Genomic DNA, 13,509 nt, shown 5'->3' on the forward strand with positions numbered 1-13,509 from the left:
CAAATGCCTTGGAACTTCTTATCTTTATTTTGCTTGAATGATCTTAACCACATCTCCTACATTTTGGAGTTGGTCAATTTCCTCATCACTGATTTCGATGCTAAATTCATCTTCCAGTGTCAAGATAAACTCCATCAAGTCGACTGAATCAGCATCCAAATCGTCTTTCAGACTCAAGGATTCTGTCACGACAAAGTCCTCTCCCTGTCGCTCTTGGATAATAGTCACAATACGGTCAAAAATTTCTTTTTCTGTCATCTCTTTTATTCTCCTGAAAATTGACGCGCAGTCTGGGCAACTACGTCTGTTTCTAGCATGGTACGAATCTGGCGAATTGTACTATAAACAGCCTTGGCATCGCTTGAGCCATGAGTCTTGATAACAGGTGCCTTGACACCAAACAAGACCGCTCCACCAACATCAGAATAGTTAAGCTGTTTTTTCAAACCTCTGAGGCTGTCCTTGAGAAGGAGGGCGCCTAATTTCGCTCGAAGACCACCACCTGTAATAGCTGTCTTGAGCAAGCCCATAATTCCCATGGCTGTCCCTTCAATGGATTTGAGCACAGCGTTTCCCGTGAAACCATCTGCCACAACAACATCCGCAACGCCATTCATCAAATCACGCGCTTCCACATTTCCGATAAAGTTCAAACTTTCATCAGCTGCTAGTAATTCGTAAGTTTCCTTACGAAGCGGGTCACCCTTGCTACTCTCTGTTCCATTGTTAAGCAAGCCAACACGAGGTTGCGCAATGCCACGAACATTTTTAGCATAGAAGGAACCCAGAATAGCGTATTGATGGAGGTGCTGGGCTGTATTCTCCGCATTGGCACCGAGGTCCAGCATGTCAAAACCCTTCCCATCTACAGTCGGCAAGGTCGACATAAGCCCAGGACGGTCGATATTCTTGATACGACCCACGATGAAGAATCCAGCCGCCAACAAAGCACCTGTATTCCCAGCCGAGAGGACAGCGTCTGCTTCACCCTCTTTGACAGCCTTGGCTGCCAATACCATACTGGCATTTTTCTTCTTCCGAATAGCTCTCGTAGGTTCATCGTCTGAATCAATCTTTTCATCCGTATGGATAATGCTGACGCGCTCTGTCGCTGTCAGATATTGCTTGATTTTAGCTTCATCTCCATAGAGTTGAACCTCAATATCTGAAAAGTCAGCCAGGGCTTGATTGACCCCCTCAACGATGGCCTGAGGTGCATAATCGCCCCCCATTGCATCTACTGCGATTTTTTTCATTTGTTTTCCTCTTTTAGTAATTGACCCCAGTCTGCTAGGGAATCAATAAATTTCTTTGATTTTAGGTGAATCCCAACGTACTCTTCGTAGAGTTGATCCATAAATTGGCGTAGCTCTTGCTTGATTTCAGGATTGAGCGAAATGGTCTCCAAGGTCTCAAAATCAATGGCTTGAAACTGATTGAGCAAATAAGGGATATTGGGATTGAGATGACAACGTCTCTCATCCTCATGATAATGCTCTGGACAGAGGCAGGCTCCATATTTGAAAGAAAAGTCAAAAGCCTGACCGATCCGATGGCAAAAGACACACTCATTAAAATTGAGGCTGATCCCAAATCGAGTCAAGATTTGAATTTCAAAAATATTAGTCAAAACCTGATAATCCAAGCCAGCTTCCATCAACTCCAAAGTCTTTTGCAAAAAAGCAAACAAGGGAGCATCCTGCTGATTGTCCTGCAAACTAGCATCTGCAAGAGCTGCCACATAGGTCGCATAGGCCATGACAAAGAGGTCACTATTAATCTTGGGAAAAGTCATCACCTCATGATAGTCCTCAATGTAACTGAGCCCGTCATCATTGATTCGTAAGAGAAATCGTGCCAGCACCAAGGGCTGAATAACCGGCGCCAGCTTAGACTGCCCAGCATGTTTGACGAAAAACATCCGCTTACCAGCCTGCTCTGTAAAGATTTTGACGAGCTTATCATCCTCACGAAAATTGCGATTGTAGAGCACCAAGCCTTGACTCGTGATAGACTGAATCATGCTTCTCTCATATACTCCTCAAGTCGTTTCATGGCTTCTTTGATCGTCTCCATACTGGCTGCATAAGACAGACGCACATAGCCTTCTCCGTAACGCCCAAAGGCAGCTCCAGGGATAAAGGCAACGGCCTGCTTCTGAGCAAAATCCTTCAGAAAAGCAAAGGAATCTTGATTGTAGCCCGCTGGAATCTTAGCAAAGATATAGAAGGCACCGTCTGGTTTGATAATCTCAAAACCAAGAGCAGTCATTTTCTCGATAATATAGTCCCGACGCTGGATGTATTCCTTCTTCATAGGTTCCGCATCATTTTTACCAGCCGTCAAGGCTGCCACCGCAGCATGTTGAGCCATGGTATTTGCAGCAGTGACCAAGTACTGGTGACTCTTAATCAACTGAGCTGTGAAGGCTGCAGGAGCGAAAATCAGTCCCAAACGCCAACCGGTCATGGCATGTGATTTAGATAGACCATTGATAATAATAGCCTGATCTCTCAACATGGTTCCCAGAGACACATGGGCTTCGCCTGTGTAGGTCAATTCTGAGTAAACCTCATCACAGACAACAAAAATCTCATACTTGCGTAAAACAGCTGCCAAGGCCTCCAATTGTTCCCGACTGTAGGTAATTCCTGTCGGATTGGCTGGATAGTTGAGAATAACCGCCTTGAGCTTGTCACCCTGCTCCAAAATGGCCTTCTCCAACATTTCAGGAGTCAAGACAAAACCATTTTCAGTTGTGTCAATCTCGACAATCTCTGCCCCAACTAGATTGACAATCGGTTCATAACCTGGATAGGCAGGAGCTGGCAAAAGTACCTTGTCTCCCTCTTCCAAAATAGCCGTCAAAGTAGCAGATAAAGCCTCTGTCGCCCCAATTGTAACCAAGATTTCATTTTCAGGATCATAGTCCAGTTGGTACTTTTCCTTAACAAAGTCACTGGCCGCCTTACGTAGAGTCAGCAGACCACTCATCCCTGTATAGTAGGATTGGTTCTGATCAATCGCTCGCTTGGCCGCCTCCTTGATATGATCTGGCGTTGTAAAATCAGGCTCCCCCAAGGTCAAACGCAAGACCCCAGGAATCTCCGAAATAGCCTGGTCAAATTGACGAATCAACGAAACTTGAATCTTATCTAACTGTTTATTAAAGCGCTTAGTTAAGTCCATAGATACCTCCTACTTTCAAAACGTATCTCTATTATACTACAAAAGCCCCCCGACCGCAAAAATACATGATAGAATAACGCTAGCATGACAAATTGAAGTATGTTAAAATGGATTTGTCGCAACTCCACTAACGAACTTAGTTTGGAGGTGAGTTTTTGCTAATCTTCGTTACAGTTATTCTAGCACCATTACTGATTACTATTACCGGTAATGTCATTTCTGAGTGGATAGTCAGAAAGTGGTTAGATAAGCGCGACAAAAAAATATAACCTGAGTTTAGTTTTAATGTAACTGGACAAAAAGAAATACCAGAGGTGGAGCTCTGGTATTTTTGTTTTTGCCAAGACTTCGTTACAGTTCTTGTAGGATTATTATTACATAATTAGCACTACTTGTCAAATAATTGTTAGCTCCACTTTCTATTTTACTTTTCCTCTCTACAGGTCTATAATGGTAACAGATTCTATTTGGAGGTTTTTATGTCATTTCTATCAAAAAATGGAGCAGGCATCTTGGCCTGCCTTCTCATTTCCATTCTATCTTGGTACTTAGGAGGATTCTTCCCTGTTATTGGCGCGCCCGTTTTTGCCATTTTCATAGGCATGCTCCTACATCCCTTTCTCTCGTCCTATAAACAACTGGATGCTGGGTTGACCTTTAGTTCTAAAAAATTGCTCCAGTATGCCGTTATCTTGCTTGGTTTTGGTCTCAATATCTCGCAAGTCTTCGCAGTTGGGCAATCTTCACTCCCTGTCATCCTGTCCACCATTTCAATAGCCTTGATTGTTGCCTATCTTTTCCAGCGCTTCTTTGCACTGGACACAAAACTGGCTACCTTGATTGGAGTAGGTTCTTCTATCTGTGGGGGCTCTGCCATTGCGGCAACAGCGCCCGTTATCCATGCTAAGGAAAAGGAAGTAGCCCAAGCCATCTCCGTTATCTTTTTCTTCAATGTCTTGGCTGCGCTCATCTTTCCAACCCTCGGCACCTGGCTTCATCTATCCAATGACGGCTTCGCCCTCTTTGCAGGAACTGCAGTCAATGATACTTCCTCTGTAACCGCCACAGCTAGCGCCTGGGATAGTCTCTACCAGACCAATACCCTCGAGTCTGCAACCATTGTTAAACTCACACGTACTTTGGCCATTATCCCTATCACGCTCTTTCTATCCTACTGGCAAAGTCGCCAACAAGAAAACAAGCAAAGCCTACAACTGAAAAAAGTCTTCCCACTTTTTATCCTTTACTTTATCCTTGCCTCTCTCCTCACTACACTACTCACCTCTCTAGGTGTGTCCAGTAGTTTCTTTACCCCTCTCAAACAACTCTCTAAATTCCTTATTGTCATGGCCATGAGTGCTATCGGTCTCAAAACCAATCTGGTCGCTATGGTCAAATCCAGTGGAAAATCCATTCTTCTCGGAGCCATCTGCTGGATTGCCATCATCCTCACTAGTCTTGGTATGCAGACCCTTATCGGTATTTTCTAAACTCTTCGAAAATCTCTCCAAACCACGTCAACGTCGCCTTGCCGTAGGTATGTGACTGACTTCGTCAGTCTTATCTACAACCTCAAAACAGTGTTTTGAGCTGACTTCGTCAGTTCTATCTGCAACCTCAAAACAGTTTTTTGAGCAATCTGCGGCTAGTTTCCTAGTTTGCTCTTTGATTTTCATTGAGTATAACACAAAAGGTAGCCCATCAGCTACCTTTTTCTTATGCTTCCTCAATCAAGCGTGTATGTTCTCTCTTGATGCAACGATTCATCACGATATCATCACATCCACCAGCACGCAAGATTTCTTCCGCTTCTAGACTTTCAAGTCCTAGCTGTGCCCAAAAAATCTTGGCATCAGCTTTGAGAAAATCACGCGCCACATCAGGCAGAAACTCGCTGCGACGGTAAACATTGACAATATCTACAGGAAAAGGAATCTCAGCTAGACTAGCATAAGCCTTTTCACCCAAGATTTCGCCACCTGCCACCTTGGGATTGACTGGAATGATTTTATAACCCCGAGCCTGCATTTCCTTGGTCACTCGATTGCTCGTTGTTTCCTCACGGTCAGACAAGCCCACCACAGCAAGGGTTTTACTCGTTGCGAGATACTGACGAATCACACCATCACTTGGATTGATAAATTCTTGACTCATAGAAATCCTCCTTTTTCATCAGTATAGCATATTTTGAAAAGGCTTGCATAATTCTACTACAAAAAAGGAGGACTAGCCCCCTTTTTATTTAGCCTCGTACCAGGTTGCCCCTTCATTTTCATCTGCGATGAGGGGAACACTGAGTTGAATGGCTTCTTCCATGGTTTGTTTGACCAATTTTTTCATCTCTGCCAATTCAGATTTAGGAACTTCAAGAACGATTTCATCGTGCACTTGTAACAGCATCTTAGTCTGATAACCACCTACAACCAAGGCTTTATCCAGCTGAATCATGGCAATCTTGAGAATATCTGCCGCCGAACCCTGTATAGGAGAGTTGATAGCTGTCCGCTCCGCAAAACCACGAATATTGAAGTTGCGCGAATTGATATCTGGCAACTCACGACGACGCTTGAAGAGGGTCTCCACATAGCCCTTATCACGCGCCTCACGCACCACTTCATCCATGTAGTTTTTAATACCCGGGAAGCGTTCAAAGTAGGTGTCGATGTAGGCTTTGGCTTCCTTACGGCTAATTCCCAAATTATTAGACAAACCAAAGTCTGAAATCCCATAAACCACTCCAAAGTTGACAGCCTTGGCATTGCGACGGTCGTTTGCAGTCACATCCTCAGGACGCTCAATGCCAAAGACCCGCATGGCTGTCGAAGTATGGATATCTGCCCCTTCTTGGAAAGCCTTAATCAAGTGTTCATCCTTGGAAATATGCGCCAAAACGCGCAATTCAATCTGTGAATAGTCGGAGCTGAGAAGGACACTATCCTCCCACTCAGGCACAAAGGCCTTACGAATGAGACGCCCCTGTTCCAAACGCACAGGGATATTTTGCAAGTTTGGATCCACACTAGACAGACGCCCAGTCTGGGTCAAATCCTGCACATAACGAGTATGAATCTTGCCATCAGCCAAAATCCAGTCCTGCAAGCCAATCACATAAGTGGATTGAATCTTAGCAATCTGACGATAGTCTAGGATTTTCTTAACAATCGGAGCAATAGGAGCCAGGCGCTCCAACACATCCACCGCTGTCGAGTATCCAGTCTTAGTTTTCTTAGTGTATTCTAGAGGAAGTCCCAATTTTTCAAAGAGAAGCACTCCCAACTGCTTAGGCGAATTGATATTAAACTCCTCACCAGCCAGTTCATAAATCTCCTGAGTGAGTTTTTCAATGACAAGCTCATTTTCAGCCTGCATCTCAAGCAAGGTCTCTTTCTTGACCGTAATCCCAGCAATTTCCATCTTGGCAAGGACAAAAGCCAGAGGTTGCTCCATATCATAAAGAAGCTCTAATTGCCCATTTTCACTGAGTTTTTCAAGCAAAATAGGCTCTGTTTCGACCAAAACTGCAAGCTTACGAGCTAAATGCTCCAAGAATTTCTCACGTGCAGGAATGGCTCTCTTGACACCCTTACCGTAGAAAGTTTCATCATCAACCAAATAAGTCTGACCATAAAGACTCGCGATGGTCGCAATTTCATTGTCCTCCACAGTCGAAAGGAGGTATTTAGCCAAACGGCTATCAAAAGCAGGCGCCTGCAAATCCACACCAAAACGATGCAAGAGAACTTTAGCCTTCTTAAAGTCATACACCCTCAGAGGTGTTTTTTCTAAAAAGTCCTTGAAAATCGGCTCTTGCAAAAGTTCAAGCTTGTCTGTAGCATAAAGCTTATCCCCACGAGACCAGGCAAAACCAACCAAATCATCCGTATGGTAATTCTCACCAAAAAGCTCAAAATGGAAGATAGACTCTTCACTCAGCATATCTTGACTGACTTGGTCAACGATAGTAAAGTCCAAACTCTCAGCAACATCAGCTGACGACACATTTAAAGCCTGCTTGAGCTGTTTGAAACCCATCTCATCGTAGAATTTCCCGAGATTTTCCACATCTGGACCACTATAGACTAAATCCTCCAAACCAATCTCAATCGGTGCCCTGGTATCAATGGTCGCCAGTGTTTTAGACAAAAAGGCCTGTTCCCTATCATTGATGAGATTTTCCTTCATCTTAGAAGCCTTCATCCCATCGATATTTTCATAAATTCCCTCGAGTGAGCCATGCTCCAGCAAGAGCTTGATACCCGTCTTTTCACCGATTTTGGTTACTCCAGGGATATTATCCGACTTATCACCCATGAGCGCCTTGAGATCGATAAACTGAGTCGGTGTAATGCCCATCTTTTCCATGAGATAGTCTGGCGTAAAGGCCTCAAACTCAGCCACACCTTTTTTGGAAATCTCAACCACCGTATGCTCATCCGTCAGCTGAATCAAATCCTTGTCCCCACTGACAATGGTAATATCAAAACCATCTTGCTCAGCTAATTTATCTAGTGTTCCAATGATGTCATCCGCCTCATACTGAGCCAACTCATAGTGACGAATCCCCATATGATCCAGCAACTCACGAATAAAGGGAAATTGCTCACGAAACTCATCAGGAGTCTTAGCCCGACCACCCTTATAGTCCGCATACATCTCTGTACGGAAGGTCGTCTTTCCCGCATCAAAAGCCACCAAAATATGACTAGGCTCAACCCTCTCTAACAAATGGCTCAACATCAACTGAAAGCCATAAATCGCATTGGTATGCAAACCAGCCGCGTTCTTAAAACGGTCTAACTGCTGATAGAGCGCAAAAAACGCCCGAAAAGCAACAGAAGACCCATCAATCAATAATAATTTTTTCTTATCCATACACCCATTATAAAGGAAAGCACCAAAAAATACCATCGAGAAGAGCCAAACCGAGTATTTTTCATCCTTTTTCCGAATAAATAGATAGAGCCAGAGAATCTAGCAAAATTAGATTTAAAACTATGGTATAATAAAAGGAGGAAATGGATGATTCTCAGACATCCGGGCATCAGCCCAACCAATGACTTAGTTGCTAAGAAAATCTTTAGCAATCCAGAAATCACTTGTCAATTTATTCGTGATATGCTGGATTTACCAGCCAAAAATGTGACTATTTTAGAGGGAAGTAACATTCACGTCTTGCCTTCTCTGCCCTATTCAGTACAAGATTTCTATACAAGTATAGACGTCTTAGCGGAGTTGGACAATGGCACCCAAGTTATCATTGAGATTCAGGTGCATCATCAGAATTTTTTCATCAATCGCCTGTGGGCTTACTTGTGCAGTCAGGTCAATCAAAATCTAGAAAAAATTCGCCAGCAAGAGGGCAATACTCACCAGAGCTACAAACATATTGCACCGGTATACGCAATCGCTATTGTAGATAGTAACTACTTCCATGATGATCAAGCTTTTCATAGCTTTAGCATGCGAGAGGACGCGACAGGTGAGGTCTTAACCATCACAAATAACGGTCAAGAAAACCATCTAGTCAAGATGGCGTTCTTGGAATTAAAAAAATACAGAGAAACCAGCAAAGATAGCGTTCGCAAACCGTGGTTGGAGTTTTTCGGGAATAAACCCTTTACTCAACAACCCGAGCGAGCCATCAGCCAGGCAGATCAACTGCTGGACTATAAGAGCTGGTCTGAGGAGGACAGGAAAATGTTTAGTCAACTACGTATGAGAGAAGAACAAGCCTTGTTAGCACAGAACTATGCCTTGGAACAAGCTGAAGAAAAAGGACTGAAAAAAGGATTAGTAAATCTCGTTCGCCAGCATCTTTTAACCGCTGAGGTTGCCAGCCAGCAATTAGGCATGACGGTCGCTGAGTTTGAAGAACTATTGAAAGACCATTGTAAATAAGATTAAAAAAATACAGAGAAACCAGCAAAGACGAGGTTCGTAAGCCATGGTTGGAGTTTTTCGGGAACAAACCCTTTACCCAGCAACCTGAGCGAACCATCAGTCAAGCAGACCAACTGCTAGACTACAAGAGCTTCTTTGGGTTTACGACACGAGAAATTTGATGATTTTTCTTTACTAGAGGAGTCTCAGCGACCATCATTTTCAAGCACTGATAGCACTTGAAACGACGCTTTTTAAGTAGAATTCTAGTAGACATACCAGTCGTTTCAAGGTAAGAAATCTTAGACGGTTTTTGAAAGTCATATTTCTTCATTTGACTTCCGCAATCAGGACAAAGTGGAGCCTCATAATCCAGTTTAGCAATGATTCCTTTGTGAGTATCCCTATTAAGAACATCCATAATTTGGATATTAGGGTCTTTGATATCGAGTAATTTTGTGATAAAATGTAATTGTTCCATATGAATCTTTCTAATGAGTTGTTTTGTCGCTTTTCATTATGGATATTATGGAACTTTTTTTCTACAACAAAATAGGCTCCATAATATCCATGGGGATTTACCCACTACAAATATTATAGAGACTAAGTTTATAGAACAACATAAAAGTGAACAAGACTAAAACATCGTTTTGTTCACTTTTTTCTTCTTTTCAACAGAACTCTCACTATAGCCCATATCACAAAAAGAGAAGGTCATAAATCCTTCTCTTTTATATCTTCAACTAATTAGTTTTTGCGTTTCACAAATGGAAGGGCACCTAGGAGCAATCCAAGGAATCCTAATGATGCAACTGCAACATTATCTTTACCACCAGTATTAGGAAGTTCTTTCTTATCTTCTGCTTTCGCAGCTGGAGCTTGATATGTATTATCTTTGCTAGTACCTGCTACAGTTGGTGCAACCGCAGGAGTTGATGGTGTCTCAGCTGTTGGTGTAGCCGGAGCTGGTGTTGGAGCTTCAGCTGCTGGAGTAGCTGGTGTTGGAGCTTGTGATTCATTTGGAACAGGATTTCCAGGAGTTGGTGTTAGTCTTGGATCTGAATTTGGAGTAGAATAGTGATTAGTTACTTTTTTGTAATAGTTAGTAATAATACCATCTTTTTCTTCAGATTTCACAAAAGTATAACCTGCAATTGATTTACCTTTGAAATGACCTTCTTCAGCATTCAAAATATCAGTGTTAGTAGCAATATCAACATAGCGTGTGACTTTTAAGTCTTCTGTATCATTACTTCCAGATAGAACCTCAGCTTTATTATTAATTAAAGTATTTAAGGCATCTTCTAAATCAGCTAGACGATCTTTTAATCCATCTTTATAATAATCTTCAACACCTTCATTTTCTTCGCTGTCTTTGATTTGCTCTTTTACTTTAGAGATTTCGTCTAAGATTTTTTTGATTTCAGGGTTATTAACACCAAACTCTGGAACTTCATTAACAGCAGCTTCAACAGCGTTAACTCCGCCTTTGAATGCTGGAAGTTCTGGTTGTACAAGTGCATCTCCGTTTGAAGCTTCTGGTTTAGTTGGTTTTGGAGTTTCTCCTTCAGGTTTTGCAGGAGTTGGAGGTGTTGTATCATTCACTCCACCATTGAATTCTGGAAGTTCTGGTTGTACAAGTGCATCTCCGTTTGAAGTTTCAGGTTTAGATGGTTTTGGAGCTTCTCCCTCTGGTTTATTAGGTTCAGTAGGAGGTGTTGTATCATTTACTCCTCCGTTGAATTCAGGATTATTAGGTTGAGTAGGAGCATTATCATCATTTACACCACTATTGAACTCTGGAGTTGCTGGTGTTGTAGGCGCTTCTTCATCGTTTACTCCACCTGTGAATTCAGGTTTTTCTTCAGCTGTAGGAGCGTCAGCAGGATTTACCCCACCATTGAATTCTGGAGCATTAGGAACCGTTGGAACCTCATCCGCTTCCTTAGCAGGCTCAGTAGTTGCTTCATCATCATTTACTCCACCTGCGAAGTCTTTTGGTGCTTCACCTTTAGGAACTTCTTTTAAGTTTTCGATATAACCTAAAGTTGCGTTGTAATCATCAGTTAGTTCATCGATTGCATCTTTGTAAGCTTTCACTACTTCGTTAACTTCGTCGAATTTAGCTTGAGCTTCATCTGCAGCAGTTTTAGCAGAAGCAACAGCAGCTTCTAATCTAGTTACAGCATCTTGTAATCCATCTTGGATAGATTGTTCAGCATTGTTTTTCTTAGCTGTTGCAAGTGCAGTTTTAGCTTTTTCTAAAGTTTCTTTTTGTTTATCTAATGCCGCATTTTTTTCTTCTACTGCTTTTGCTTTTTCAGTAGCATCAGCTTTATCTTTGTCAGCTACTTTAGTTAATTTTTCAATCTTTTCAGCTAAATCATCAGCGATGTCTTGAAGTTTTTTTACGATTGGTTTAGAAGCTTCTTTGTTATAAGCTGCATCTAATTTTTCTTTATCAGCAGCTGGAAGCTCAGAAAGAGCTTTACCTTCTTGTTTTGTAGCACCGATTTCGTCTGCTTGAGGGTCTTGATCTTTAGTTGCTTCAGCAGTTGTATTTTGATCTTCTAATTCTTTAGCAGCTTGTGTAGCAGTGATGACACCATCTTCGATAGCTTTTAATAAAGCATCTTTACCGATTGCAGCTTTAGCTTCGTCTTTATTTGTAATTTTAGCATCAGCATCAATTTCTTTTTCAAGTTGATCTAAAGCAGCTTTAAGAGCTTCTAAGTTATCTTTTTCTTCTTTTTTAAGTTCTTCAACTTTAGCTTTTGCTTTTTCAGCTTCTTCTTTAGCTTTAGCTAATTCAGCTTCTGCGTCAGATTTAGCTTTGTCTGCTGTAGTTTTTGCAGCTTCAGCAGCTGTTACATCTTCAGCTTCTTTTGTAGCTTTAGCTGTAGCTTCGTCTACTTTTGTTTTAGCTTCGTCTGCTTTTTTCTGCAATTCAGCAACTTTAGCATCAGCTTCTTTTTTAGCTTCAGCAGCTTTTTCAGCTTCTGTTTTTTCAGCTGGTTTAGCTGGTTCTTCTTCAGCTGGTTTAGCTGGTTCTTCTTCAGCTGGTTTAGCTGGTTCGTTAGCTTCTTTTTCTTTAGCAGCTTTTACTTCATCAAGAGCTTTGTTATACTCATCAGTCAGTTTGTTTAATTCTTCAGCAACAGCTTGAGTATTTGATGCAGCTTCATCAAATGCATTTTGTGCAGCATCGCGCTCTTTTGTAATCGCAGTTACAGCTTTTTCTAGTGGTGATGTGATATCTTCACCAAATCCATTATCTTTAGCAGATTTAAGAGCTTCTTTAGCTTCTTTTAATGTATCTTCTTGTTTTTTAAGAGTTTCAGCTTTTTTATCTTCTTCAGCTTTTAATGCGTCAGCATCTTTTTTAAGAGCATCTACGCTTTCACCTAAATCATCAGCTTTATCTTGAGCTTTTTCTGATGCAGGACGAGCAGCATCAGCTTTTTCAGCTTCATCGATTTTAGCTTTTAAATCTTCTGGAAGAGCTGATGTTTTTCCTTCTGTTACTGGAGAAGCTCCAGCATCAGCAGTAGCAGCTTGGTCTTTATTTCTTAATTTTTTCTCTGTTTCTTTATTAGCTTCAGCTTTTTTATCATCATCTGCTAATTCTTTAAGAATATCACCAGCTTTCAAATCACCAGATTCTACAGCTGCTAATAGTTCTGCTTTACCTAATGCTTTTTTAGCTTCTTCTTTATTCGTAATCTTAGCATCAGCATCGATATCTTTTTCTAATTGATCTAAAGCTTTTGATAGAGCATCTTTAGAATCAGCTTCTTCTTTCTTAGCGTCTTCTTCTTTTTTAGCTTCTTCTTTTGCTTTAGCATCTGCTTCTGCTGCTTTTGTTTTTGCTGCAGCTAATTCATCGTCAGCAGTTTTTTTAGCTTCTTCAGCTTTAGTTTTTGCAGCTTCAGCTTCAGTAGCTTCTTTTTTCTCAGTTTCAAGTTTTGTATCAGCTTCGTTAGCTACAGTAGTAGTTGTATCTACTTTAGCTTGAGCTTCAGTAACTTTTTCTTCAGCTTTTTTAGCTTCATCTTCAGCTTTTTTAATTTCTGGACTTGTAACTTCTGATTTAGAAGTGTCAGTAGCTCCAGTTTCTGCTGGCTGAGTAGCCGCTGGTTGCTCTGTTGTCTCAGAATTTCCAGCAGGGTTAGTTGTGCTATTTGAATTAGTTGCTGATGTATCTGTTGTGCCAGCTGGTTGAGCTGAAGCAGTAGTTGCATTATCCTCTGCAGCTTTTACGACTGATGGTTGAGATGCCGCAAATGCTGCTCCCAATACAGCCACACTAGCCAAGCTAGTCAAAATCATTTTCTTTTTATTCATATTTGAAACCCCTTTTTTGGAACTTTATTTAGATTCATTATAACTCTTTCTAAAAATATAATCAAGTAATAGGTTATTTTATTTATACAAATATAT

9 protein-coding genes and 1 pseudogene are annotated in these 13,509 nt (G+C 41.5%); 2 read left to right on the forward strand and 8 right to left on the reverse strand.

Features of this window, described 5'->3' with window-relative positions; translation table 11 throughout:
* Nucleotides 1-24: 24 nt before the first annotated feature.
* The 4 genes from O3599_RS05475 to O3599_RS05490 are packed head-to-tail and all read right to left on the reverse strand — an operon-like array spanning nucleotide 25 to nucleotide 3,189.
* Entirely contained in the window at nucleotides 25-258 is a 234-nt protein-coding gene (locus O3599_RS05475) for an acyl carrier protein (protein ID WP_004257707.1), read from the reverse strand.
* Between the two features lie 5 nt (nucleotides 259-263).
* The gene (gene plsX / locus O3599_RS05480; RefSeq protein WP_247939348.1) at nucleotides 264-1,256 is read right to left on the reverse strand and encodes a phosphate acyltransferase PlsX; all 993 of its coding nucleotides are present in this window, start codon (nucleotides 1,254-1,256) and stop codon (nucleotides 264-266) included.
* The gene (gene recO / locus O3599_RS05485) at nucleotides 1,253-2,023 is read right to left on the reverse strand and encodes a DNA repair protein RecO (protein WP_247939349.1); all 771 of its coding nucleotides are present in this window, start codon (nucleotides 2,021-2,023) and stop codon (nucleotides 1,253-1,255) included. The genes plsX and recO overlap by 4 nt, the downstream gene beginning before the upstream one ends.
* Nucleotides 2,020-3,189: a pyridoxal phosphate-dependent aminotransferase gene (locus O3599_RS05490; RefSeq protein WP_247939350.1), complete on the reverse strand. Its 1,170-nt coding sequence runs from the start codon at nucleotides 3,187-3,189 to the stop codon at nucleotides 2,020-2,022. The genes recO and O3599_RS05490 overlap by 4 nt, the downstream gene beginning before the upstream one ends.
* 479 nt (nucleotides 3,190-3,668) lie before the next feature.
* Here O3599_RS05490 and O3599_RS05495 point away from each other — a divergent pair, with 479 nt between their 5' ends.
* Entirely contained in the window at nucleotides 3,669-4,679 is a 1,011-nt protein-coding gene (locus O3599_RS05495; RefSeq protein WP_020903290.1) for a YeiH family protein, read from the forward strand.
* Between the two features lie 226 nt (nucleotides 4,680-4,905).
* Here O3599_RS05495 and O3599_RS05500 read toward each other — a convergent pair whose 3' ends face one another.
* Both O3599_RS05500 and polA read right to left on the reverse strand, forming a co-directional pair.
* On the reverse strand, nucleotides 4,906-5,343 hold the full coding sequence (locus O3599_RS05500) for a CoA-binding protein (protein WP_000076488.1): 438 nt from the start codon (nucleotides 5,341-5,343) through the stop codon (nucleotides 4,906-4,908).
* Nucleotides 5,344-5,427: 84 nt separating this feature from the next.
* Nucleotides 5,428-8,061 (reverse strand): DNA polymerase I, encoded by a 2,634-nt coding sequence (gene polA, locus O3599_RS05505; protein ID WP_247939351.1) that lies wholly within the window; start codon nucleotides 8,059-8,061, stop codon nucleotides 5,428-5,430.
* A gap of 147 nt (nucleotides 8,062-8,208) precedes the next feature.
* Between polA and O3599_RS05510 the strand changes: the two genes are divergently transcribed.
* A complete protein-coding gene (locus O3599_RS05510; protein ID WP_143952638.1) occupies nucleotides 8,209-9,087 on the forward strand; it encodes an Rpn family recombination-promoting nuclease/putative transposase in 879 nt (292 codons plus the stop codon).
* A 136-nt stretch (nucleotides 9,088-9,223) separates the two neighbouring features.
* Here O3599_RS05510 and O3599_RS05515 read toward each other — a convergent pair.
* Nucleotides 9,224-9,550, reverse strand: a pseudogene (locus tag O3599_RS05515) (transposase family protein); the annotation flags it as partial.
* A 266-nt stretch (nucleotides 9,551-9,816) separates the two neighbouring features.
* Complete coding sequence (locus O3599_RS05520; RefSeq protein WP_247939352.1) at nucleotides 9,817-13,413, reverse strand: SIALI-17 repeat-containing surface protein; 3,597 nt, start codon at nucleotides 13,411-13,413, stop codon at nucleotides 9,817-9,819.
* Nucleotides 13,414-13,509 lie beyond the last annotated feature (96 nt).

The organism is Streptococcus sp. 27098_8_103 (assembly GCF_041432345.1).
GTDB lineage: Bacteria > Bacillota > Bacilli > Lactobacillales > Streptococcaceae > Streptococcus > Streptococcus mitis_BV.

What these genes read in the sequence shown, in the direction of transcription:
- O3599_RS05475 (WP_004257707.1), bottom strand. Translation starts at nt 258, where the DNA reads ATGACAGAAAAAGAAATTTTTGACCGTATTGTGACTATTATCCAAGAG.
- plsX (WP_247939348.1), bottom strand. Translation starts at nt 1,256, where the DNA reads ATGAAAAAAATCGCAGTAGATGCAATGGGGGGCGATTATGCACCTCAG.
- recO (WP_247939349.1), bottom strand. Translation starts at nt 2,023, where the DNA reads ATGATTCAGTCTATCACGAGTCAAGGCTTGGTGCTCTACAATCGCAAT.
- O3599_RS05490 (WP_247939350.1), bottom strand. Translation starts at nt 3,189, where the DNA reads ATGGACTTAACTAAGCGCTTTAATAAACAGTTAGATAAGATTCAAGTT.
- O3599_RS05495 (WP_020903290.1), top strand. Translation starts at nt 3,669, where the DNA reads ATGTCATTTCTATCAAAAAATGGAGCAGGCATCTTGGCCTGCCTTCTC.
- O3599_RS05500 (WP_000076488.1), bottom strand. Translation starts at nt 5,343, where the DNA reads ATGAGTCAAGAATTTATCAATCCAAGTGATGGTGTGATTCGTCAGTAT.
- polA (WP_247939351.1), bottom strand. Translation starts at nt 8,061, where the DNA reads ATGGATAAGAAAAAATTATTATTGATTGATGGGTCTTCTGTTGCTTTT.
- O3599_RS05510 (WP_143952638.1), top strand. Translation starts at nt 8,209, where the DNA reads ATGATTCTCAGACATCCGGGCATCAGCCCAACCAATGACTTAGTTGCT.
- O3599_RS05520 (WP_247939352.1), bottom strand. Translation starts at nt 13,413, where the DNA reads ATGAATAAAAAGAAAATGATTTTGACTAGCTTGGCTAGTGTGGCTGTA.